Raw genomic sequence first — 23465 nt, 5'->3', positions numbered from 1 at the left:
TTGTTTATTGCTTTTTAAACTTTGTAAAAGGGATAATCATAGGAGTCGTTTTTTGGTAGGATTTATAATCTTCTCCAAGTTCTTTTAGCAACTCTTTTTCTTCTAAAAATTTTACAGCAACAAACATATAAATAGTCATTATTACAGCAAAAAGTAAATGGCCTTGCGTCATAATTGGTGTTGCCCAAAAGGCAATTAAAAACCCTAACATTAATGGATGACGCACTAATCTGTAAAAAAAATTCATTCTAAACTTAGGATTTGTTAAGGTTTTACTCTTAAAATTTTCAAATACCTGTTGCAGCCCCATTAGGTGAAAATGACTAATTAAAAAAGTGGCAATTAATACAATTGCCCATCCAAGCCAAAAGATAATTTTTATGATGATTGCAACTATTTCTGAATCTACACTCCAAACTACTTCGTTTATAGGTTGCCATTTCCAGAAAATTAAAAGAAGCGCTAAGCTAGAAAATAACACATAAATACTTCTTTCTAAAGCAACACCAAAAATGGTAACCCACCATTTTTTAAAGTTTGGTCTCGCCATAATGCTGTGCTGCAAAGCAAAAACGATAAGAAGCGTTGTATTAATTATAATTGCATTTGTACTTGTTTTACCGCTATTAATTGTTTTTGGCACAAAAAAGTCTCCTAGAAAGCCTATAAAATATAAAAAGCTTGTCAAAAAAATAAAGTAGCTGACAACGCCGAATACAAGAATTAGAAATTTTTTCATCAGAATACGTTTTAAGTTCTTAAAACAGTGTTTACTTTTAACCGAATTTATTCTTTTATCTTGGTTAGAAGTGTGGGTACATAAAAATAGGGATATTGTAAGGTAGGTATTAAAAAACAAAGCAATATTGTGGAATCGTCTTTATTTAAAGATTAAAAAAAAACAGTGGCTTCTTTAAATACATTCATACGTTTCCACAGTAATGTCTGCAATTACATTGCCAGTATGTTTTATAGAAAGTGGTTCGAATAATAGCACATGAACTTCTTCTTTTGCAATAGGTTTGTGCTCAACTCCTTTTGGTACAATGTAAAATTCGCCTTCGGTTAAAGTAATTGTTTTGTCTCGCAATTCAATATCCAAAGTACCTTTGAGTATCATAAAAAGTTCGTCTTCATTTTCGTGTTTATGAAACACAAATTCGCCTTTTAGTTTTGCTAATAGAAGTTGTTGACCATTTAATTCTCCAATTTTCTTTGGCGACCACAAATCAGAAAATAGCTTTAATTTTTCTTGAATATTAATTATGCTCATAAAACAAATTTACAAAACTAAATGTTGCGTTACCGATTGAAGCGACATCCTTTTTATGCCAAAATTATTTCAATAGCTTTTTAGTGAATAAAGTTATTTATTTTCATTGACAGATACTGAACTAAATTCAGCATAAAAAGATACAGCGAAAAGCGGGGCATTTCTCTTTAGAAATGAACGCCCAAAAACCAATCAAATTTGATATAATTGTTTAATTTTGCAGCTCAGATACCGAAACAAGTTCGGGATAACAATTTTAAGGATTTCCGCTTTGCGGAAGCAAATTTTCAAAAGAAAAATGTATAGAAGTCATTCTTGTGGCGAGTTAAGAGCATCGCATATAAATACAGAAGTAACCTTAGCGGGTTGGGTTCAAAAAAGTCGTGATAAAGGTTTTATGGTTTGGGTAGATTTACGCGACAGATACGGAATTACGCAACTTATTTTTGATGAAGAACGCACGTCAAAAGAGATGATGGAAAAAGCGAAATCGTTAGGAAGAGAGTTTGTGATTCAGATTACTGGAACTGTAATTGATCGTGAATCTAAGAACGATAAAATGCATACGGGAGACGTGGAAGTGTTGGTTTCTAAATTAGAAATTTTAAACGCATCTGTAACGCCACCTTTTACAATTGAAGATAAAACTGATGGAGGAGAAGACATCAGAATGAAATATAGATACTTAGATATTAGAAGAAATCCTGTAAAAAACAGTTTGATTTTTCGTCATAAAGTAGCGATGGAAGTTCGTAAATACTTGTCTGATCAAGAATTTATAGAAGTAGAAACGCCGTATTTAATTAAATCTACGCCAGAAGGCGCACGTGATTTTGTGGTGCCAAGTAGAATGAATGAAGGTCAGTTTTATGCATTACCACAATCTCCGCAAACATTTAAACAATTGTTGATGGTTGGCGGAATGGATAAATATTTTCAGATTGTAAAATGTTTTAGAGACGAAGATTTACGTGCAGACAGACAACCAGAATTTACACAAATTGACTGTGAAATGGCGTTTGTTGAGCAAGAAGATATTTTAAATGTTTTTGAAGGATTAACGCGTCATTTATTAAAAGAAATTAACGGAATCGAAATTGAGAAATTTCCGAGAATGTTATACGACGATGCCATGCGAATCTATGGAAACGACAAACCAGACATCCGTTTTGGAATGGAGTTTGGCGAGTTAAATGAAGTAGCACAACACAAAGATTTTGGCGTTTTTAATAGCGCAGAATTAGTGGTTGGTATCGCAGTTCCTGGAGGAAACGCATATACAAGAAAAGAAATTGATAAATTAATTGACTGGGTTCGAAGACCGCAAGTTGGTGCTTTAGGCATGGTTTATTGTAGAGTTAACGAAGATGGTACTTTTAAATCTTCTGTTGATAAATTTTACGATCAAGAAGACTTGGCAAAATGGGCAGAAAAAACGGGCGCAAAAGCGGGCGATTTAATCTGTATTTTGTCTGGTGTAACCAATAAAGTAAGACAACAATTATCTGCTTTAAGAATGGAATTGGCAACACGTTTAGGATTGAGAGATCCAAAAGTATTTGCGCCACTTTGGGTAATTGATTTTCCGTTGTTAGAATTAGATGAAGAAACGGGTCATTATCATGCAATGCATCACCCATTTACATCACCAAAACCAGGGCAAATGGAATTGTTAGACACAGATCCAGGAGCTGTAAAAGCAAATGCATACGATTTGGTTTTAAACGGAAATGAAATTGGTGGAGGTTCTATAAGAATTCACGATAAAAAAATGCAAGCTACCATGTTGCGTCATTTAGGTTTTTCTGATGAAGATGCCAAAGCACAATTTGGTTTCTTAATGGATGCTTTTGAATACGGTGCGCCACCTCACGGAGGATTAGCTTTTGGTTTAGATAGATTGGTTGCTATTTTAGGAGGCCAAGAAACAATTAGAGATTTTATTGCGTTCCCTAAAAATAATTCTGGACGTGATGTAATGATCGATGCGCCTGCATTTATAGATGATGCACAACTAAAGGAGCTCAGTTTGAAACTAGATATTAAATCATAAAAATCTTAAATCCCGCTTTTGCGGGATTTTTTATTACGAAAGAATAGCTGTTTTGTAGTTGTAGTGTTTTGTTGAAGTTTTTAAAAAGAGTACATTTAAAAAAAAATGCTTTTAAATTATGGAAACCGTATTACTAATTTTCATCATTATATACTTACTGATTACAAATAAAAAGATAAGCTCAAAACTTAAAGAATTACATACTTCTATTTTTCAGTTAGATGATAAACTACGTTTTTTACAACAAAAATTCACTTCTCTAGAACAGTTATTAAAAGAGCGGAATGAAACGGTTGCTCATAAAGAAACGGAACAAGAAGTTAGAGAAGAGCCAGTAATATCAAAAGAAAAGGTAATAATAGAAGAAGTACAGTCAGAATTTATTGCCTCCAAAGAGATAGAAAAAGAGGAGCCTATTGTTATTACTGCACCCAGAATTTCAACTATTTTGGATGATCAAAAACTCAAAACCATTGTAAAAGAAGTTAAAAAGCAAGTAGAATTTATTCCGAAGAAATCTTGGATTGAGAACTTTAAGGAGAAAAACCCGGATTTAGAGAAGTTTATTGGCGAGAATTTAATAAATAAAATTGGAGTCTTAATTCTTGTTTTAGGAATTAGTTTTTTTGTAAAATTTGCTATTGATAAAGAGTGGATCAATGAACCCGCAAGAGTGGGTATTGGTGTTTTGTGTGGTTCACTAATTATGATGATTGCTCATAAATTAAAGAAGAATTATGCGTCTTTTAGTTCTGTTTTAGTAGCGGGTGCAATTAGTGTTTTTTACTTTACAATTTACATTGCTTTTCATGAATATCAATTATTTAGCCAAACAGTAGCTTTTAGTATTATGGCAATTATTACTGCTTTTAGCACCTTGGTTTCGGTTTCTTATAACCGACAAGAACTAGCAGTTTTATCCTTAATCGGCGGTTTTGCAGCGCCATTTATGGTTAGTACAGGAGAAGGGAATTACGCTGTGTTATTCTCATATATTGCTATTTTAAACTTGGGGATTCTTGGCGTTTCGTATTTTAAAAAATGGAAAATAGCCACAATTTTAGACTTTGTTTTTACCTCCGTTTTATTTGTGAGTTGGTGTTTAACATCTATGCAGAATCAAGGTTTTGAGCATTATGGAGCGTTAACTTTTGCTACTATTTTTTATTTTATTTTTAGCATTACAATTGTATTGCATAACTTAAAAAATAAAGGTGTTTTCTCTAAAATTGAATATTTTATTTTAATTGCAAATACCTTTATTTTCTTCGGAATAGGAATGATAGTTTTAAGAGATGTAGACGCTAAGTATACAGGATTATTTACGCTGCTTTTAGCACTTTATAATGTAAGTTATGCTACTATTTTATATAAGAAATTCGGCTTGGATAAAAACGCCGTTTATATATTAATTGGGTTGGCATTAACCTTTGTTACGTTAACGATTCCTATTCAGTTTCAAGGAAATCAGATTACACTTTTTTGGGCAGCAGAAGTAGTTTTATTGTTTTGGTTGTCTCAAAAATCAAGAATTGAAGCTTTTAAAATGGGCGCTATCATTGTGCAAATATTGTCCATAATTAGTCTGTTGTTAGATTGGGAATTATATACAACTTCCAAAGAATTATCAGTAGTCCTAAATCCTTTATTTATCGCTGGTTTTGTAGTAAGTATCTCTTTATTCTTAACCTATTGGTTGACGAAAAAAGAGGGAAATATGGTGACTAAGTTTTTTACTTTAGACATTCATTTTTATAGAAGAATACTCTTAATTACATTGGTAACTGTTACATATTTTACAGGTTTTTTAGAAATTAAGTACCAAGCAAATCAGTTTTTAGAAAACTCCGCATCTGCAAATTCTTTTGCAATTACATATCATTTTGTATTTGTTGTTTTGTTATTCGTTTTTGCGGATAAATTAAAAAACAAACTCATACAGAAAGTTGTGCTATTAATAAGTTGTATTTCAATTTTCTTATACATTACAAGCTTTTACAAACTTCCTACGGATGAAATTATTCAAAATTTTGAACTGTCTGTAAACAGAAACTACGCATTCTATTTCCATTATATTATTCTAATGTGCCTTATTTACTTCGGATTTCAATTATTTAGTAAAACAAGCGCAGTCTTTAAAGTAAAACCGGCTCAAAGTAAATGGTTACCTTGGATATTTGTTTTTGCGATTGTTTACATAGTAAGTAACGAAATTATGGTTCATGGTATACATTTTTCTGATGTCATTGCAAATGTTGCTTTACAGGACGGTCAAAATAGTGAGTTTTTAAATTACAAGTATATAGATGATAAAATAGACACTATTCAGGCGCAAATTATTAAAATCGGCTATCCAATTCTTTGGGGAGTTTTCTCTTTTATATTTTTAATAATCGGAATTAAAAAACAATGGAAAAACTTGCGAATTATTGCGCTTTCTTTATTGGGTGTCACCATTGTAAAATTATTTGTGTACGACATTAAAAATGTGTCAGAAACAGGTAAAATAATAGCTTTTATATTACTAGGTGTTTTAATCTTGATTATTTCATTTGTCTATCAAAAAATCAAAAAATTAGTAAACGATGAAACTTCAGAAAATGAAAAAATATAGCTTTTTACTCGTTTTTTTTATCGGAATAACTTGCTTTGGTCAAAACTATAAAGGAGTTCTAGAACTTATAAAAAAAGACGGTTTTCATAAAATAATGCTTACTTCGGATATAAGAGCTGCAAGTAAAAATAATTTTGGTTTTATCAGGATAAAAGACAGTTCAAATCAAGAGGTTCCATATGTTTTAAAATACCAATCAGATAGACTTTTTGCAACCTTTTTGCCAATTCCTATTGTGTCAACAACAAGAATTAAAGATTCTGTTACAGCTATTTTGATAGAAAACAAAACAATTAAAAAGCGTACAAATCTTATTCTTCAAATAGCAAACACAGCTATTTCAAAAAGATATAATTTGCTTGGTAGCAATGATGCTGTTTTTTGGTTTGGAATTACTTCAAATAAAATCCTAAACCTTAAAAATTCTACAAATACATCATCCACAGAAACAAGTATTAACTTCCCAATAAATGCGTATAAATTTTTAAAAATTGAGATTAGTGACAAAAACAGCTTACCAATTAATGTTTTAGGTGTTGGCGTTTATGAGAACAATTTTTTTTCTGAAGAATCAATTTTAATTTCAAATTTTAATCAAGAAATTAGTCAAATAAAAGAGAGAAAAGTTACTCAAATTAAATTTACAGCTACTAATTATCACGAAATTAATAGTATTTCTTTTGATGTTAAATCGGCTTTTTTTATGCGAAACGTGAAAATAATTGCAAAAAGAACGCATAAAATTAAAAAACGAGCCGAAGTCTATGATGAGGTGATTTCTAGTTTTGAATTGAGTTCAAAAAACGAGAATACTTTTACTCTAAACAATTTTTATGAAAAAGAATTTATAGTAGAGATTGATAATCAAGACAATCCGCCTTTAGAAATTACGGCTATTAAACTATTGCAAAAGCCAATTTATATAATTTCAAATTTAAAAAAGAATCAAAAATATGAACTTCAAATCGATACTTCTTTTTTAAAACCGTCTTATGATTTAGGAAATTTTGTTTCAGATACTATCTTAAATATTGAAGAAGTGTCTGTTATCAATTTTTTAAAAGAGAAAAACAAGGACTCTAAAATTATAGAGAAAGCATTTTGGCAAACACCCATTTTTATGTGGATTTGTATTATTTTTGTAGGCTTACTAATCGTGTACTTTGCCCTAGATTTATTGAAAGATATAAAACATCAAGAAAAATAATAAGTTAAAAAGCAATTATTTTTTTCGAATAAGAATAAACAATGCCAACAAAAAGCAAACTTTTAAAAAGGATTTTAATCTGGAGATATAAATATATTTCTGAACGTCAGTTTATATATGTTCTAAGTATTTTAGTTGGTTTTTTAGCAGGTTTAGGTACTGCTATCTTAAAGAATTTAACCTTTTTAATTGAGTATATTTTAGAAGGGAAACTAATTAAAGAAATTCATTATTCGCTGTATTTTATTTTTCCGATTATTGGGTTGATTTTGGTGTATTACATCAAAAAGAAAATCATAAAAAAAGAAATTGGTCATGGTATTTCTACAACATTGCACGCCGTTTCTAAGAAAAACGGAATTATAGAACGATACAAAATCTATGCTTCTTTAATAACGGCTCCAATTACAGTTGGTTTTGGTGGTTCGGCAGGTTTGCAAGGACCCGCAGTAAGCACAGGTGCTGCCTTGGGTTCTACAGTTGCACAAATGTTTCATATGAATTCTAAAACCAGAATGTTGCTTATTGGTTGCGCAACAACGGGCGCAATGTCTTCAATGTTTAAAGCACCTGTTGCAGCTATTATTTTTGCAGTAGAAATTTTTAGTTTAGACTTGGCGTTTGCATCTTTAGTGCCGTTGTTATTGGCATCAGTTTCTGCAGTAATTACCTCTTATTTTTTCTTTGAAAAAGATGCTTTGTTAGGTTTTAAATTGGTAGATGCTTTTCAAACGAAAGATACTTTTTATTATATTTTATTAGGACTTGGAACCGGAGTTGCTTCTGTTTATTTCTCAAAAATATATTTTATAATCACCAATTTTTTTAAAAGGATAAAAAAACCGATTCATAGATTAATTTTAGGCGGAATGGCAATTGGTGTAATGCTCTATTTAATTCCGCCTTTATACGGTGAAGGTTATGGATTAATAAATAACCTTTTACAAGGAAATACGCTCGGTGCCTTAAAAGACATTCCTTACAAAGTAGATTTTACAAATGTTTGGATTGTTATTTTGTTTTTACTTTTAATTACCATTTTTAAAGCAATTGCCATGACAACAACTTTTGCGGCTGGCGGAGTTGGAGGAATTTTCGTGCCTACGTTGGTTATGGGTTCTGCATTAGGTAATGTGTCAGCAAAAATAATTAATGCTTTAGGAGGCGAGGTTTCCGAAAGCAATTTTACGTTAATTGGTATGACAGGTTTAATGGCAGGAGTTTTACATGCGCCCTTAACTGCAATTTTTTTGATAGCAGAAATTACTGGAGGTTACGATCTTTTTGTGCCTTTAATGTTGGTTGCGGCAATAAGTTATGCGTTTACAAAATACTTTATTTCAAACTCAATTTACACCGTTGAATTGGCAGAAAAAGGAGAATTAATAACACATGACAAAGACAAAAATGTGTTAATGATGATGCAAATAACCAAACTTATCGAAAAGAATTTTAAGGTGGTGCATCCAGATATGTTATTAGGCGATATGCTAAAAACTGCGGTCGCAAAATCAACCAGAAATATTTTTCCTGTTGTAAATAGCAACAAGCAATTTATAGGTATTGTGTTATTAGATGATTTAAGACCAATTATGTTTGATAGAGAAATGTACAATAGTGTTACCGTAGAAACCTTAATGAGAGCTGCGCCAGAAATTATTTTTCATGACGATTCTGTAGAACAAGTAATGCAAAAGTTTAAAGAAAGCGATGCTTGGAATTTACCCGTTATTAAAAATGAAAAATACGTTGGTTTTATCTCAAAATCGAAATTATTAACCGCTTACCGAAATAAGTTGATAGAAGTTACTGCTTAAAGAAAAGAAATGAGAACAAATAGTTTTACCGCAAAAATGAGTAAAAAATCTAACGTTGAGTTAGAGGCAATTTTTGAAGAAAAAAGTAAATATACAGAAGAAGCGGTGCAAGCCGTAATTTGGGAGTTAGAAAACAGAAATTTAATTGATAAAAAAACAACTCTTTATCAAGACCCAGATAAAATAATAGAAGTTGTAATTCCTGTTTCTATAGAGAAAGAAACGTTAGAAAAACACGAAAGTCCTTTTGAAGAACTGGTGTTGCCTGTTTTGTATTCAAAAAAAGCAATTCAAGGTTTTACCATTTTTTTTACTACAATATTTGGGGCAGTTTTACTGATGCAAAATTTAAGAAAAATGAACAAACCAAAAGAAGGAACTCAGGTTCTTGTCTTCGGTATTGTTTATACTCTTTTTTCGATAATGTTGTTAAATTACCTTCCAAAAATGTTTTTTATAACGCTAATATTTAATCTTATTGGCTATGCGGTTTTATCAGAATTTTTCTGGAATAAACATTTAGGTAAAGAGTTAGGGTACAATAAAAAACAAATTTGGAAGCCTTTATTTATTTCCACACTAATCTTATTTCTAATTGTATTTTTGCAATTTTTACCTCAAATTTTGGAACTATAAAAGTACTTTTTTGAAGCATTTAGTTTTTTTGAAGTTGTTTGCTACTTTTAATTCATTTTGACGGAAGTTGAAAGGTGTAATGACTGCTTTTTTCTCTAGCAATTATCATTTCTGGAAATGAATTAATCTTTTAATTACAAACAGATTGCTTTAGGGTATAAAAATAAACTTAGCAATGACCTTTTTTATTATGATCTGTCCTTTAAAAACGCCACAACCAAATCAGGGAAATCAGAAAAACAACCATCTACATTTGCATCTATTAAAAGTGTTTGCATTATTTCGTTAAAGCTAGAAAATTCATCTAAATTATCTGCTCTAAAAGTATATGGATGCACTTTTAACCCTAGTTTATGCGCATCAGAAACCAACGAAGTAAAGGTGAATTTACCTTTAATTTTTTCTGATAAAATTTGTTTGTAGTACGGTCCAATTCCGTCTGCAAAGGTTGCAAAATGTGCTAACTGTTTTGTTTCTTCTGGAAACTCTATTAACTGAATCAAAAATAATTCTGAGTCCAATTCTTTTCTGATTCGCTCTAATTCTTTTGCATCAAAACATTGTAAAATACAGTTGTCTTTTTTGGTTTTGTAGCCATAATCAGACAGCGTTTTTAAAACAATTTCCGTTAAGTTTTTACCTTCTTTTTTATGGAATTTAGGCTCTTTAATTTCAGGATAGATACCAATATTTTTGCCTGTACTTTTGTTTAAACCTTGTATCAATTCAATTTCTTCTTGCAAAGAATGGAGTTTAAAATTTCCTTTGTTTTTTGGGAAACGATTTGGATAGATTTGTTTGCCTGTTATTGGATTAAAACGTTCTGTAACTCGCAGTGTTTTTAATTCATCAAAGGTAAAATCGATTACATAATAACGACTGTCATTTCTTTTTCTAGTTGAAAATTTTAAGGCAACATCCGTTACATCATCCAAATAAATATCATGAATTACTATAGGAATGTTGTCTTTACTCAACACTAAATCTTGTTCAATAAAATCAGCGCTCATAGCATGTGCCATCGCTTTTGCTTCTAAAGTATGTTCGGGTACATAGCCAGAAGCACCTCTGTGAGCAATTACAATTTTTTTATCCATAGTATATTGTTTTTTGGTTTGATGGCAAGAAAATAGGAGTAAGCCAATCAAAAATACAGAAATTGATTTCATTTAAATAAAAATTGGATTTTATGAAGACACTACTTTCTCTAACTATTACCAAACAAAAATATGATTTTTTATAAAATTCGTGTCATTTATATTTTTTCAAGATAGAACTTTTGTAAATTTACAACATGAAATTAATGTTAAAAATAATGTTTGTTATCTTTTTAGTTTGGATGGCAACAGGAATGTATCTTGTTGATGCAGCACATGAAAAAGCACAAATAGTAATGGGTTTAGGTGTTTTTTACTTTTCGTTTTTGTTTATGCCTTTCTTCATTTATTACAGATATAAAGACGGCAAATACAAGAAATATATTATCAATGATCAAAAATTAACGCAAGCTTTTAAAAATATGGGCAAAGATTAATCTTCTTTTTCTAAAAAAGCATATACAGGAAAATGGTCTGAAAAACCACCTTGATACCATTTATGAATGTAAGTTCTAAACGGACTTCCTTTTAACTTTCCTTTGTAAATTTTAAGCCATTTTTTGTTATAAACTTCGGCGTGTTTAAAAAGTAATTTTCCTTCTTTTTTGCTTAAAAAGTTTTTGGAAAAAATGATTTGATCAAAAAGATTCCATTTTTTATTATATGTTGAACTTCCATGCTTTTCTTTATCAAGTAAACTTTCCATAGGATTGTAAAAATCATCTTTTACCAAATATTCTTTGACGCTTTTACTTGTTGGGTCATCGTTAAAATCGCCCATGATTATAATTTTAGCGTCCATTTCTTTTTCCTGAATTTCACCAATAATTCCTCTAAGTGTTTCTGCTGCTGCAATTCTTTTAGGCTCTGATTCTGCTGCACCTTCTCTTCTAGAAGACCAGTGATTTACTAAAATATGTACAAGTTCTCCGTTTAAATTACCACTAACTTTTAAAATATCTCTGGTGTAATCTCTTTCCCCTTTATCATCTTTTAAAAAAACAGGATGGGTTATAGATGTCAATAATTCAAACGCAATTTTATTGTATAATAGAGCTACATCAATTCCGCGTTCGTCTGGCGAATCATGATGTACAAAACCGTAATGATGGTTTTTTAAATAGTAGGAGTTTGCTAAGTCTGCCACTACTTTTGCATTTTCTACTTCGACCAAACCAACGATTGCTGGTGGGTTTTTAGAACTAGACATTCCTAATTTAGAAATCACATTGCCCAGTTTTTTAACCTTTGATTTATACCTGTTAAAAGTCCATTTTTTTTTGCCTTTAGGTGTAAAATCATCATCTGCAGTTGCAGGATTATTTACAGTATCAAATAAATTTTCTACATTATAAAATGCAATAGTTGTAGTGGTTTTAAGTTTTTTTGATACTAAAATTGATTGAAACATGTATAGTTTTTTTGTAAATCTAGTACAATTTTATAACATAAAATATACGTTTTATTAACATTAAAAGATAGTATTTTATCTTTTTGTATTTTATTTTTGCTGTAAATAATTGTTATAAATCAAAAAGTATAAGAACAAGATTTTAAAAAAATTTGAATACATCAGCTAAAATTTGAATTAATTAGCTTAAAACCTTAATGGATATTGAGGTTTTTTTTTGTTCTAAATTCCAAATTCAATAATTGTTAAAAAACTGTTAATAATTAGTTTTACACGCAAAATTAATAGTAATACTATTATATTTGTATAAAATATAAACAGTATGAGAATTTGTATTCTTTTTTTATTAACAAACAAGTCTTATTCGCAAGTAGACGAGAATCAAACAGGTGCATGGTATATGTATTTTTACAACCATCAGTTTAAAAATTCGCAATGGGGAATTCAAGGAGATTTTCAATACAGAGATTGGCAAGTTTTGGGCGATCAAGAACAACTTTTATTGCGTTCTGGACTTACCTACAAACCCAAAGATGCTGGCGTACTATTTACACTAGGGTTTGCAAATATAACTTCTGGTCAGTTTGGAGAATCGGATGATACATCAAACGAAAACAGAATCTATCAAGAAGCATTATTGCCTCAAAAAATAGGAAATAGGTTTTTAATTACGCACCGTTTTAGATACGAACAACGTTTTGTAGAAAGTCAAGATTTTAGAACGCGTTACAGATATAACTTATTTGTAAACGTACCTTTTAATAGCGAAACTTTAAGCCCTAAAACTGTTTATGGTGCTTTTTACAACGAACTTTTTATGAACGGAGAAAGAAACATAGGCGATAACAGAACTGTAGAGTTATTTGATAGAAATAGAACTTATTTTGGATTAGGTTATGTTTTAAACAAAACAATAAGATTTCAAGCGGGTTACATGATGCAGACAACCAATGCTTGGAGTAAAGGTCAATTACAATTTAGTATGCATCACAATTTTTAACACTAACAAATAACAAAAAATCAAAATTATTATTATGAAAAATTTCACAAAGTTTTTAGGAGTTCTAGTCGTTACATTTTCAATTTTTTCTTGTAATACTGATAAAAAATCAGCTACAGATGTAGAGATAGAAAAAGTTGAAGTTATTGAACCTGTTCTTGTAAAAAGTATTTTAACTGCCAAAGAACAGGCAAGCATGAGTCCAGATGAAATTATAGGAAGACTCAAAAAAGGAAATGAAAATTTTGTCAACAATGTTTTAACACAAAGAGATAATTCAGCACAAAGAAGGTTAGCTACAATTGGGCAATATCCCAAGGCAATTGTGCTTTCATGTGTAGACAGTAGAGTACCTGTAGAAGATGTTTTTGATTTAGGTATTGGCGATATCTTTGTAGCAAGAGTAGCAGGTAACATAGAAAATAAAGATATTGTTGGTTCTATGGAGTTTGCTACTGCAGTTGCAGGATCTAAACTTGTAATCGTTATGGGACACACGGCTTGTGGTGCAGTTAAGCACGCAATAGATAACACAGATGCAGCTTCTATGGGAATGAATTCTTTACAAAACTTATTAGACGAAATAAAGCCTTCTATAGCTATTACAGAAAAAAATGGAGAAGTTTCATCTAAAAACGAAGTTTTTACAAATGCGGTAATACACAACAATGCATTAAAAACAGTTGATGATATTAGAGTTACATCACCTAAAATGGCAAGTTTAGAAAAAGAAGGTAAAATTAAAATAGTAGCAGCAATTTATAACATGGCTACAGGAAAAGTAGAATTTATTCAATAAGAAATAAATAAGTTTGAGTGATTGATTGATTAGTTGGCATCAAAATTCTTTTGGTGTCAACTTTCTTTTTACCTTTGTATCTTATGATAGATCAAAAAGAAGCCATTTCTGAAAAAGTTGTTTTAATAGGTGTAGTTACCCAAAAACAAGACGAGACTAAATCTCAAGAATATTTAGACGAACTAGAGTTTTTAACATTAACTGCAGGCGGAGTTGTGGTAAAAAGATTTGTTCAAAAAATGGAAAAACCAAATCCTAAAACTTTTTTAGGAACAGGTAAACTAGAAGAAGTAAGAGATTTTATTCAAGGAAATGAAATAGGAACCGCTATTTTTGATGATGAATTATCTGCTGGACAATTACGAAATATTGAAGCTATTTTAGATTGTAAAATTTTAGATAGAACCAATTTAATCTTAGATATTTTTGCCCAAAGAGCACAAACAAGTTCGGCTAAAACACAGGTTGAATTAGCGCAACATCAATACATATTACCTCGTTTAACAAGACTTTGGACGCATTTAGACAAGCAAAAAGGTGGTATTGGAATGCGAGGTCCTGGTGAAACAGAAATTGAAACGGATAGACGTATTATTCGTGATAAAATAGATGTATTAAAAAAGAAACTTTTAACCATAGACAAGCAAATGTCTGTGCAGCGTAAAAATCGCGGTAAAATGGTGAGAGTTGCTTTGGTTGGTTACACAAATGTTGGGAAATCGACATTAATGAATGTAATTAGTAAAAGTGATGTTTTTGCAGAAGATAAACTTTTTGCAACTTTAGATACTACCGTAAGAAAAGTAGTGATTAAGAACCTTCCGTTTTTAATGACAGATACTGTTGGTTTTATTAGAAAATTGCCAACACAATTAGTAGAATCTTTTAAATCTACTTTAGACGAAGTGCGTGAAGCAGATTTATTATTACACGTAGTTGATATTTCTCATGCAAGTTTTGAAGATCAAATAGCTTCGGTAAATTCTGTTTTAGCCGATATAAAATGTGCCGATAAACCAACTTTAATGGTTTTTAATAAGATTGATGCCTATTCTTTTGAAACGATTGATGATGATGATTTAGTTACAGAAAAAGGTAAAGAACATTATACGTTGCAAGATTGGCAAAAAACTTGGATGAATGATTTTGATGTGCCATCTATCTTTATTTCTGCTTTAAACAAAGATAATTTAGAAGATTTTAAAGAAACCGTTTATGAAGAGGTAAAGAAAATTCATATTCAACGTTTTCCTTATAGCGACTTTTTGTATACAGAATACGAAGAGGAAATTTAATAATTTAATAATCCTACAAGGTCATTTTCTTGACTTTGTAGGTGTTTTAATTAAGTACCGTTCATAAAATGTATGTACATTTTATACTCATAGTTTTTTAAACTTTAAAAAGCTAAGCATTCTTTCCGCACTTATCTCTAATTGTTGCAGCCTTAATTTTAAAACTTTTCTTGAGTATTTCTAGAGCTAGAAACGAACTATTTTGTATTTCATTTTTTGGTAGAAATGGAAATAAATACATTAGTTATTTTTTTATCAATAAAAATCGTTTTTTGTTATAAATCTTGTAAAATAGACACTTAAAAAGTCTCTTTTTTTGCATTTAAACGTTAAAAATATATTTTAAGATTCTCATGTTTAAGAACACTAAACTAAAATAGTTTTCAAAAAAAATAACATAAACATCTAAAATATAGTTAATTACATTTTTTCGTCACAAAAAATATACCTAATGGTAGGTATATGAAAAGTTGAAAGTATAGTATAGTTTTATATCCACTAAATACTTCAACTTTAATCTCATGAAAAAAAAATTAAAATTTTTACTACTATTTTGTTTTATAAGTCAGTTTACTTTTTCACAGAATGCACTAACGGTAAAAACTCAAAATAAGGTTTCAACCAAGCAAGTACTTGATAAATATATTACTGCAATTGGTGGTTTAGACAAAATTAAAAGTATAAAATCTAGAATTTTATATCAATCTTCTTATTCTTTAATTAAAACTAGTAAATCAAAAGATGAACTAGAAGGAAAAATGTTATCGATAATTGGTAACAAACAACAAGTTGTAATGGTTGTTGCTGGTGAGAAAAACAAAATAGCATCTAAAGTTATTTTTGACGGTGTAAAAGGATACACAGATATACCAGGAGTTATTAAAAATGATTTTGACAGTAAAATGGTTGCTTTTTATAAAAAAAGTATTCATTTATTTCCGCAAGTTTCTAATTTTTCAAGTTATTCCAAAACGGTTCAAGAAAAAAACTTTGATGGTAAAGAATGTTATATGTTAACTTTTAATGCGCCTATTTACGGAGGCAAATCATACAAAACAAATGAGTATTATAGCAAATCTTCTGGTTTATTAATTGGTGCTTCTTTTGAAACAGAACAAACAAAAAGTGTTACTTATTTTAAAGATTATACATTGTTTGATGGCGTTTTAACGTCTACACAATATGTAGGTATTAGTAAAACACCTTCGTTAAACAGTACAATAATAACATCCGTTTACGTAGAAAAAGCTTCTTATAATATTGATTTGAGCAACTATTTAACTGCTAGCAATAGTTTTTTAAAACAGGAAATAGGTTTTTATCCATCAGAAAATAAGCATAAAAACGCACTAAGAGAAATCAAATCAAAAGCTGCTAATAAGGATGAGAATGCAAGTAATGCAGAGATTATTGATCAAATAGACGGAATTGATATTACAGATTCTGATGCATCAGAAGATAATTTACGATCTAAAATTTATAACGAATTAAAGAAGGAAAAAAAATCTGCTTCAAGTGTATCTGCAATTTCATCAATTATAAGCCCGAAAGGCGAGCGGTTTGATGTGCAAGACTTGGTAGAAGAAAACACCACTTCTACTTTGAAATACAGAAGAAGTTCTTTGTATACATTAATGATTAATGATGAAGATAGAGAACGAAATTCTGTTATAAAAAATGCTTTTGGAAATACAGAAATATCAGAAAAATTTAACGACCATAATATTGGGCCTTATTTAATGGATGGCACAGGTGGCGATAAAGATCAAACAGAATTTATTCAAGGCTATTTAGAAAAAAATAATGTGGCTAAAGAACTTGTTGCAAGATGGTTTAATAGAGATGAAAAAGGAAATTTTGACATGAATTTGATTGCAGAAAGAGGGCAATACAATGCTTCGGATTTAAATGCAAGAATTGCAAACGGTTCTAAGAGAGGTAAAGCGCTTTTAAAAGATGCTGGCGAAGAATTAATAGGCAATACTTTTGTTATTGTATATGATTTTAAATATACAAATAAGGCAAACCAAGCCAAAAAAAGAGGTGGTTTTTTTAAAATTGTTTCAACAGTAGCCTCATTAGCGGGTGCAGACGATATTGCGATGTTGGCTGATGGTGCAAACCTTGCTTCAGACGTTGTAGGTAAAGGATATTATGTAAGAACAACAAGTTATTTATATCGTTTGGTTTGGGATGAAAAAACAGCTAATAAATTTTATGAAGACTACTGGAATAGTACAGAAAACAATACCAAAGAAAGAATGGAATCTTTTGACAAAGCAAAGTTCTTTAAATTAAAATATGTTGGTAGCGAGGTTTCTAGAAGTAATTTACAATCCACCATTTTTACGGCAAAGTCTAATGATGATTTAATAAAAATTTCAACGACAAAAGCAAATGATAAAAATATAGGAAAACTGCAAAGAACGTATGAAGAGTTTAGAGTTAAAACGCCTTTGTATAAAGGTGATCCAATAAGTGCTAAAATTGGTTTAAAAGAAGATTTAGAATCTGGTGATAAGTTTGAAGTTTTAGAACAAGTAATAGATGATCAAGGAAATACCAGTTACAAGAGAGTTGGTAAGATTAAAGTAGAAAAGGGTATGATTTGGGATAATACTTTTTTAGCCGATGAAGAGCAACCAGAAGAAAACACAGAAACTAAAAAAGGTGGCCTTTTTGCGAAGTTTAAAAAAGATAAAGAAGAAAAACCAAAACTACCATACACAGTTTTTAAAGGGAAAAAAGGAGTATTTGCATCCGGAATGTTAATTAGACAAATAAATTAATCCATTATGAGAAATATATTAAAACTACTGCTATCACTATTTATTCTATCAAGTATAAACACCTATTCGCAAAGCAAAAAGCAAATAGCTGAAGAGAAATTAAGTAAAATATTTGAAATTAAATGCGAAGGAGTTGGAACCGAAGGAATCTATTTAATTAAAGTTTTTTCGTATTCTAAAGATCGATTTTTAGCTGTTGAACAAGCCAAAATGAATGCAATTAGAGGCGTTATTTTTAGAGGAATTCCTCCAGGAGAAAGAGGATGCGTAGCGCAACCTGCTATGGTAAGAGACTCAAATCTAGAAGAACAAAGCAATGAGTATTTTAAATCCTTTTTTGCTATTGGCGGTAAGTATTCCAAATTTATTGATTTAACCACAGAAGGTGCTGTAAAAGCAGAAGACAGGTTTGTTATGAAAGGGAAAGCATTTGGATTAAGAGGAAAAGTTTATAAAATAGGAGTAGTTGTGTCTGTCAATAAAAACTTGCTTAGAAAAGAATTAGAAGATGCAGGAATCATTAAAAAATTATCATCAGGATTTTAAAATATATAGATATGAAATCTACACTAAAAATAATTACAGTATTTGCGCTCATTTTAATAGGTTGCAAGTCTAAAGATATTTCAAAGACAAATGTAATATCTTCTTATTACAGCTATGAAATAGAATGTGTTGCTAAAAATTTAGATGGTTCTCTAGTGGTTAAAACATGGGGTTCTGGTATTAATATAGAAAGCGCCGTTTTAAATGCAAGAACAAAGGTAATAGACGATATTATCTTTAAAGGGATTAAAAAAGGAGCACTCAATTGTAATACAGATCCTTTAGTTTCAAACCCTAATTTAAAAGAAGAACACAAAGCTTTTTTTGAAGGATTTTATTCCAAAAGAGGCAATTTTGGCAAATTTGTTTCAAGACCAGATGCCAATTGGTATTCGAATCTTAAAAAAGACAAAATAGAATTTAGCGTTCAAAAGTCTTATGAATTACTAACAACGATTGATGTTGTAGGTTTAAAAGAATATTTATCAGAAAACAAAATAATTTTATAAAAATGAAAAAATTTATTCTCACATTTTTTTTGGTGATTCTATACGTTTCAACAAATTATTCTCAAGCAAAAAAGCCAACTATAATGGTGGTGCCAAGTGATAATTGGTGCATAAAAAACGGATATTTTCTTGAATTTGAAAACCAAGGATCAAAAGAAATTATTCCAGATTACAAAAGAGCCTTTCAAGAAAATACAGAATTACTAATGGTTGTTAGTAAAATTAATGGGTTAATGGCTCAGAGAGAGTTTCCATTAAAAAATATAGAATCTGTAATGAAAAACATTAATGCTACAAGCGCTATAGATAATGCAAGATCTTCTAAAGGAGGAGGAAGTGATTTATCAGAAAGTCCTGTAGATCAATTGTTAAATCAGGCAAAAGCAGATATTATTATTCAATTAACTTGGTCTTTTAATAGTGTTGGACCTAAAAAATCTGTAACATTTAACTTACAAGGTTTAGATGCATATTCTAATAAGCAAATTGCAACAGCGGTTGGTACAGGCAAGCCTTCTTTTTCAACGGAAGTGCCAATAATGCTAGAAGAAGCAATACTGTCTTATATCGATCCTTTTACAAATAGTCTTCAAGATCATTTTGAACAAATGTTTACGTTAGGCAGAGAAGTAACAATTAGAATAAAAAAATGGGATGATTGGGAAGATGATTTAGAATCTTTATTTGGGTCAAGTGAAGAAGAATTAGGGCTTTTAATTGAAGATTGGTTTGCAGATAATTCAGTTAAAGGTAGATTTTCTACAACTACAGCAACCGAAAATATATTAGTTTTTGAGCAAGTTAGAATACCATTATTTTATGAACGAAATGGCAGACAAAGAGCTATGGATACAAGAAGATTTGCAAATGAACTAAGTAAATTTTTAAGAACAGAATTTAATATAGAAAATAAATTAACCACTAGAGGATTGGGTGAAGCAACATTAATTCTTGGAAGTAAATAAAAAAATTATGAAATTTATAAGATTCAATATAATTTTTGTTATCGTATTATATACCGTAACAACTTTTAGTCAAAAGAAAATAAAAGACATAGATTTAATTGCAATTGCTCCCTATGTTTCTAGTCAAATTGAGTATTTGCCTTCATCTGCTCGTGTAAATTTAGAAAATAAATTAGATAAAATTATTACTTCAAGTGGGTATTCTAGTTCTATTGGTTTTGATAGTAGATTTATTTTAACCCCCAATATTACGGTTGTAAATAAAAATATTGTTGCAGGTGCGCCACCAAAAGTAGCGCTTGTTTTAGATGTTACATTTTATGTTGGTGATGGTGTTTCTGGTTTAAAATATGGAAGCACTTCTATTGAAGTAAAAGGTGTAGGAACAAATGAAACAAAGGCATATAATTCTGCAATTAGAAGAATAGGTAGTAACAACAAGGAGTTAAAAAAATTATTGGAAGATTCTAAAAGTAAAATAGTAGATTATTTTAATTCTAATTGTAATAATATTTTAAAAGAAGCAGATAACTATGCAAATTTAAATCAATATGATGATGCGTTGTCTGTTTTAAATTCAATTCCGAAAGAAACTTCTAAATGTTATTCTTTGGCTTCGGATAAATTAAGACCTATTTACAAAAGGAAGATTGATAGTGAATGTAAAATTTATATTACAAAAGCAGAAAATGCATGGAATTTTGGTTTAGATTTTGATGCCGCAAAAAAGGCAGGAGAATTTTTAAGTGAAATAGATCCAGCTTCTTCTTGCTATGCAGATGCTAAAAGGATATTTGATTTAATTAATAAATCTTTAGAAAAAGATGCAACCCGCAAATGGGAGTTTGAGCTTAAAAAGCAAGAAAACATTATTAATTATAATTTAAGAGCTCTTGAAATGCAAGAAAAAATTAGTCTTGCTAGAGCCAGAGGATATAATGTTTCTAGATGGTGGTAAAATTTTAAAAAACAAACAATTTTGGCTCTTCTTTAAGAGGTTTATAATGAAGTAAGCATAACTTAATTTATAAAAATGAAAAAAACTGTAATTATAATTTTCTTAGTTTGTTTACAAACAAACATTTTTTCTCAAAGAACTAATTATTTCAGTGCAAGCACAAAGTATTTAACCCCAAGTTTTCAACCTGTAACTGCTCAAGACCCAAAACCAGATATTAAAGGTATACCAACTTTATTTACAACTTTTGAAGGAAGTGTAAGTGTTTTAAGTTGGTTAAGAATAGGAGGGTTTGTTAATTTTAATCAAGAAAATGACAAACTCATTAATACAGCTTTAAGAGTAGGGATTAAATACCTCGAATTTTCTTATGAGACAGGAAATTTACAAGGTAGTTTACAGAATTCTTCGCTAGATCTTAATGGTAATACTTTAGATGTTCCTGTTGGAGATTTTTCTAATAAATTTAGAAGCTTTACTATTTTTAAAACCCCTACAGACTTTAATGAATATTACATAAGCCAATATGGGTTAGGTATAACATCTATGACTATGCCATTACAGTCTACTGTTGGGTTAACAAATATTATAGAAATAACCTATGTAGATCCTTTTGCAAAAGTTAATTTTTATGCATTTCATCAAAAAATAGATATGATGTATAGCAGATTAGCAAGTACAATGGATACTGGTAAGGTAAAATTAGATTTTTCTTCATCAAATTTAGCAGGAATAGTAACCATGCAAGCTAGTGATTTTGCTAAAGATGAATTAGAGGACATTGTTAGAAATGGATTAGGAAATGGCCAATATGATAATTTATATGCAGATCCTAATGGTTTTATCTCGTCAAATAGAAATTCAACTTGGGGTTTTGGTATTTCTTCGGATACAAGAATTGGAGTTTCTTGTATTTATAAAGAGAGTGATAAAAAATTATCATTTGGATTCTCTGGTGGATATAATTTTAGATTTTATGCTTTGTTAACAGCTGGAGAATCAAAAGACCCAATTGATAACGAATATTTTCAATCGGCACCTTCTTCAACTTTTCTTCTTCAACATGGGCCTTATCTTAAAACTCAAATTAATTGGTAATAAAAATAATTATACCATTTTAATGTAATAAGTAAAGCAGATTAATGGAGTATATTAAATAAAACGAGAGGAATAATTTTTATTCCTCTTTTTTTTCTTCAACAATCCCCATTTTTTTAGCTCTGTTTTTCCAAGATTTTCTTGCTAATTGTTGCATATCAGCCACAGAATCACTTTCGTCCATAATTTCTAAACCTAACAGTGTTTCAATTACATCTTCTTGAGAAACGATTCCGCTAACAGAGCCATATTCATCAACTACTAGGGCAATATGTTCTTTTTCTTGTATTAATTTATCAAACAAATCTGGAATCGATAATTCCCTTTCCGTAATTAAAATATTTCTTCGGATGCTCGCCAAACTTTCATTTCCTTGTCCGTTGATAATTGCTTCCAATAAATTATCCTTTAAAAAATAACCAGTAATTTCATCAGGATTTTCAGCAAAAACAGGAATTCTAGAAAAGCGTAAATTTTTATGTTCGTTGTAAAAAGACTGTATGGTTTGGCTTTCATCAGCAATTTCTAAAACAGATCTAGGTGTCATTACATCACTAACTTTAATCTCATTAAAACCTAATAAATTTCTGATAACTTTACTTTCATTTTCATGAAAAACACCATCCTTTTCTGCCATTTCTGTCATCACCAAAAAGCTTTCTCTGTTTAAAATACTTCCATGACCTTTGCCGCCAATTAGCTTTGTGGTTAATTGTAACACCCATAAAAAACCAGTCCATTTTAAAGGGAAAATTAATATTTTTAATGTTTTAGCAGTGAAACTTGCTAGTTGTTTCCAATACGTTGCGCCAATAGTTTTAGGGATAATTTCGGATGCTACTAAGATTAAAATAGTCATGACGGTAGATACAATACCAACCATAACATCCTCTGTAATTTTTAGTCCAAGAATGGTTTTAACAGAAGTTCCATACATTTCTGCGTAGGCAACTTTTGCCTGCACACCAACCAATATTGCCCCAACAGTATGCGCAATTGTATTAATTGTTAAAATGGCAATTAGTGGCTTGTCAACATCTTTTTTTAAGGTTTCTAAATCTGTTGCAAACTCTAGCCCTTCTTTCTTTTTAAGGTTGATAAATGTTGGGGTTATGCTTAGTAAAACGGCTTCTAGAATTGAGCATAAAAATGAAAAGAAAATAGATATGGTAGCGTAAATAATTAATAAGGTCATTACATGAATTTAGTTTGCAAAAATACGCAAATAAAAAGGCCTTAACTACTCTTTCTTTGGTTTGAAAAGTAGTAGCTGAAAACAACTATTTGTTGTGTATTAAAATTACAAAATATGATCAAATTGGTTGTGTTTACTGGAGTGTTCTACTTAAATAGACGCTGTTGTAACGCTTTAAATTTATTTTTTATGATAAATATCAT

20 protein-coding genes are annotated in these 23465 nt (G+C 30.1%); 15 read left to right on the top strand and 5 right to left on the bottom strand.

From position 1 onward, the window contains the following. Nucleotides 1–4: 4 nt before the first annotated feature. The gene (gene mddA / locus BTO16_RS11190; RefSeq protein ID WP_105021772.1) at nt 5–739 is read right to left on the bottom strand and encodes a methanethiol S-methyltransferase; all 735 of its coding nucleotides are present in this window, start codon (nt 737–739) and stop codon (nt 5–7) included. 174 nt (nt 740–913) lie between these two features. After that, nucleotides 914–1273 (bottom strand): cupin domain-containing protein, encoded by a 360-nt coding sequence (locus BTO16_RS11185; protein ID WP_105021771.1) that lies wholly within the window; start codon nt 1271–1273, stop codon nt 914–916. Between the two features lie 298 nt (nt 1274–1571). Here BTO16_RS11185 and aspS point away from each other — a divergent pair, with 298 nt between their 5' ends. The 5 genes from aspS to BTO16_RS11160 all read left to right on the top strand — a co-directional run bounded on the left by aspS (nt 1572) and on the right by BTO16_RS11160 (nt 9600). Then, complete coding sequence (aspS, locus tag BTO16_RS11180; RefSeq protein WP_105021770.1) at nt 1572–3326, top strand: aspartate--tRNA ligase; 1755 nt, start codon at nt 1572–1574, stop codon at nt 3324–3326. 118 nt (nt 3327–3444) lie between these two features. Then, complete coding sequence (locus BTO16_RS11175) at nt 3445–5940, top strand: DUF2339 domain-containing protein (RefSeq protein ID WP_105021769.1); 2496 nt, start codon at nt 3445–3447, stop codon at nt 5938–5940. Beyond that, the gene (locus tag BTO16_RS11170; protein WP_105021768.1) at nt 5912–7147 is read left to right on the top strand and encodes a hypothetical protein; all 1236 of its coding nucleotides are present in this window, start codon (nt 5912–5914) and stop codon (nt 7145–7147) included. The genes BTO16_RS11175 and BTO16_RS11170 overlap by 29 nt, the downstream gene beginning before the upstream one ends. A gap of 41 nt (nt 7148–7188) precedes the next feature. Next, nucleotides 7189–8964, top strand: a complete 1776-nt coding sequence (locus BTO16_RS11165; protein ID WP_105021767.1) for a chloride channel protein — start codon at nt 7189–7191, stop codon at nt 8962–8964. A gap of 9 nt (nt 8965–8973) precedes the next feature. Next, nucleotides 8974–9600 (top strand): hypothetical protein, encoded by a 627-nt coding sequence (locus tag BTO16_RS11160; protein ID WP_105021766.1) that lies wholly within the window; start codon nt 8974–8976, stop codon nt 9598–9600. Between the two features lie 188 nt (nt 9601–9788). On the opposite strand, the gene glpQ is transcribed toward BTO16_RS11160, so the two are convergent. Continuing rightward, nucleotides 9789–10769, bottom strand: a complete 981-nt coding sequence (gene glpQ, locus BTO16_RS11155; protein WP_105021765.1) for a glycerophosphodiester phosphodiesterase — start codon at nt 10767–10769, stop codon at nt 9789–9791. A gap of 146 nt (nt 10770–10915) precedes the next feature. Between glpQ and BTO16_RS11150 the strand changes: the two genes are divergently transcribed. Beyond that, nucleotides 10916–11134 carry a hypothetical protein gene (locus BTO16_RS11150; protein ID WP_245892104.1) on the top strand — a complete coding sequence of 73 codons (219 nt, stop codon included), beginning with the start codon at nt 10916–10918 and terminating at the stop codon, nt 11132–11134. Here BTO16_RS11150 and BTO16_RS11145 read toward each other — a convergent pair. Then, a complete protein-coding gene (locus BTO16_RS11145) occupies nt 11131–12108 on the bottom strand; it encodes an endonuclease/exonuclease/phosphatase family protein (RefSeq protein WP_105021763.1) in 978 nt (325 codons plus the stop codon). The two genes, BTO16_RS11150 and BTO16_RS11145, sit on opposite strands and share 4 nt — an antisense overlap. A gap of 322 nt (nt 12109–12430) precedes the next feature. On the opposite strand from BTO16_RS11145, the gene BTO16_RS11140 reads away from it, so the two are divergent. From BTO16_RS11140 to BTO16_RS11100, 9 genes are all read left to right on the top strand, one after another. After that, on the top strand, nt 12431–13108 hold the full coding sequence (locus BTO16_RS11140) for a DUF2490 domain-containing protein (protein WP_105021762.1): 678 nt from the start codon (nt 12431–12433) through the stop codon (nt 13106–13108). Nucleotides 13109–13142: 34 nt separating this feature from the next. Further along, nucleotides 13143–13907 carry a carbonic anhydrase family protein gene (locus BTO16_RS11135; protein WP_105021761.1) on the top strand — a complete coding sequence of 255 codons (765 nt, stop codon included), beginning with the start codon at nt 13143–13145 and terminating at the stop codon, nt 13905–13907. A gap of 83 nt (nt 13908–13990) precedes the next feature. Continuing rightward, on the top strand, nt 13991–15202 hold the full coding sequence (gene hflX / locus BTO16_RS11130; protein ID WP_105021760.1) for a GTPase HflX: 1212 nt from the start codon (nt 13991–13993) through the stop codon (nt 15200–15202). Nucleotides 15203–15723: 521 nt separating this feature from the next. After that, a complete protein-coding gene (locus BTO16_RS11125) occupies nt 15724–17991 on the top strand; it encodes a hypothetical protein (protein WP_105021759.1) in 2268 nt (755 codons plus the stop codon). Between the two features lie 6 nt (nt 17992–17997). After that, nucleotides 17998–18537: a hypothetical protein gene (locus BTO16_RS11120; protein WP_105021758.1), complete on the top strand. Its 540-nt coding sequence runs from the start codon at nt 17998–18000 to the stop codon at nt 18535–18537. 11 nt (nt 18538–18548) lie between these two features. Then, the gene (locus tag BTO16_RS11115; RefSeq protein ID WP_105021757.1) at nt 18549–19046 is read left to right on the top strand and encodes a hypothetical protein; all 498 of its coding nucleotides are present in this window, start codon (nt 18549–18551) and stop codon (nt 19044–19046) included. Nucleotides 19047–19048: 2 nt separating this feature from the next. Further along, nucleotides 19049–20011: a DUF6175 family protein gene (locus BTO16_RS11110; protein ID WP_105021756.1), complete on the top strand. Its 963-nt coding sequence runs from the start codon at nt 19049–19051 to the stop codon at nt 20009–20011. Nucleotides 20012–20018: 7 nt separating this feature from the next. Next, nucleotides 20019–20969, top strand: coding sequence for a hypothetical protein (locus BTO16_RS11105; protein ID WP_146105390.1), 951 nt, complete (start codon nt 20019–20021; stop codon nt 20967–20969). 75 nt (nt 20970–21044) lie between these two features. Continuing rightward, nucleotides 21045–22067: a hypothetical protein gene (locus BTO16_RS11100; RefSeq protein WP_105021754.1), complete on the top strand. Its 1023-nt coding sequence runs from the start codon at nt 21045–21047 to the stop codon at nt 22065–22067. A 79-nt stretch (nt 22068–22146) separates the two neighbouring features. Here BTO16_RS11100 and BTO16_RS11095 read toward each other — a convergent pair whose 3' ends face one another. After that, nucleotides 22147–23262 carry a CNNM domain-containing protein gene (locus tag BTO16_RS11095; RefSeq protein WP_105021753.1) on the bottom strand — a complete coding sequence of 372 codons (1116 nt, stop codon included), beginning with the start codon at nt 23260–23262 and terminating at the stop codon, nt 22147–22149. Nucleotides 23263–23465 lie beyond the last annotated feature (203 nt).

The organism is Polaribacter glomeratus (genome assembly GCF_002954665.1).
GTDB classification, from domain to species: Bacteria; Bacteroidota; Bacteroidia; order Flavobacteriales; family Flavobacteriaceae; genus Polaribacter; species Polaribacter glomeratus.
The sequence above is the reverse complement of the archived record's forward strand: the minus strand, read 5'-3'. Positions and strand labels throughout refer to the sequence as shown.

Excerpts from the sequence above, each read along its gene's own strand:
- mddA (WP_105021772.1), bottom strand. The coding sequence starts at position 739 with ATGAAAAAATTTCTAATTCTTGTATTCGGCGTTGTCAGCTACTTTATT.
- BTO16_RS11135 (WP_105021761.1), top strand. The coding sequence starts at position 13,143 with ATGAAAAATTTCACAAAGTTTTTAGGAGTTCTAGTCGTTACATTTTCA.
- BTO16_RS11110 (WP_105021756.1), top strand. The coding sequence starts at position 19,049 with ATGAAAAAATTTATTCTCACATTTTTTTTGGTGATTCTATACGTTTCA.
- BTO16_RS11105 (WP_146105390.1), top strand. The coding sequence starts at position 20,019 with ATGAAATTTATAAGATTCAATATAATTTTTGTTATCGTATTATATACC.
- BTO16_RS11115 (WP_105021757.1), top strand. The coding sequence starts at position 18,549 with ATGAAATCTACACTAAAAATAATTACAGTATTTGCGCTCATTTTAATA.
- BTO16_RS11160 (WP_105021766.1), top strand. The coding sequence starts at position 8,974 with ATGAGAACAAATAGTTTTACCGCAAAAATGAGTAAAAAATCTAACGTT.
- BTO16_RS11145 (WP_105021763.1), bottom strand. The coding sequence starts at position 12,108 with ATGTTTCAATCAATTTTAGTATCAAAAAAACTTAAAACCACTACAACT.
- BTO16_RS11150 (WP_245892104.1), top strand. The coding sequence starts at position 10,916 with ATGTTTGTTATCTTTTTAGTTTGGATGGCAACAGGAATGTATCTTGTT.
- BTO16_RS11165 (WP_105021767.1), top strand. The coding sequence starts at position 7,189 with ATGCCAACAAAAAGCAAACTTTTAAAAAGGATTTTAATCTGGAGATAT.
- BTO16_RS11125 (WP_105021759.1), top strand. The coding sequence starts at position 15,724 with ATGAAAAAAAAATTAAAATTTTTACTACTATTTTGTTTTATAAGTCAG.
- BTO16_RS11170 (WP_105021768.1), top strand. The coding sequence starts at position 5,912 with ATGAAACTTCAGAAAATGAAAAAATATAGCTTTTTACTCGTTTTTTTT.
- glpQ (WP_105021765.1), bottom strand. The coding sequence starts at position 10,769 with ATGAAATCAATTTCTGTATTTTTGATTGGCTTACTCCTATTTTCTTGC.
- BTO16_RS11120 (WP_105021758.1), top strand. The coding sequence starts at position 17,998 with ATGAGAAATATATTAAAACTACTGCTATCACTATTTATTCTATCAAGT.
- aspS (WP_105021770.1), top strand. The coding sequence starts at position 1,572 with ATGTATAGAAGTCATTCTTGTGGCGAGTTAAGAGCATCGCATATAAAT.
- BTO16_RS11185 (WP_105021771.1), bottom strand. The coding sequence starts at position 1,273 with ATGAGCATAATTAATATTCAAGAAAAATTAAAGCTATTTTCTGATTTG.
- BTO16_RS11140 (WP_105021762.1), top strand. The coding sequence starts at position 12,431 with ATGAGAATTTGTATTCTTTTTTTATTAACAAACAAGTCTTATTCGCAA.
- BTO16_RS11175 (WP_105021769.1), top strand. The coding sequence starts at position 3,445 with ATGGAAACCGTATTACTAATTTTCATCATTATATACTTACTGATTACA.
- hflX (WP_105021760.1), top strand. The coding sequence starts at position 13,991 with ATGATAGATCAAAAAGAAGCCATTTCTGAAAAAGTTGTTTTAATAGGT.
- BTO16_RS11095 (WP_105021753.1), bottom strand. The coding sequence starts at position 23,262 with ATGACCTTATTAATTATTTACGCTACCATATCTATTTTCTTTTCATTT.
- BTO16_RS11100 (WP_105021754.1), top strand. The coding sequence starts at position 21,045 with ATGAAAAAAACTGTAATTATAATTTTCTTAGTTTGTTTACAAACAAAC.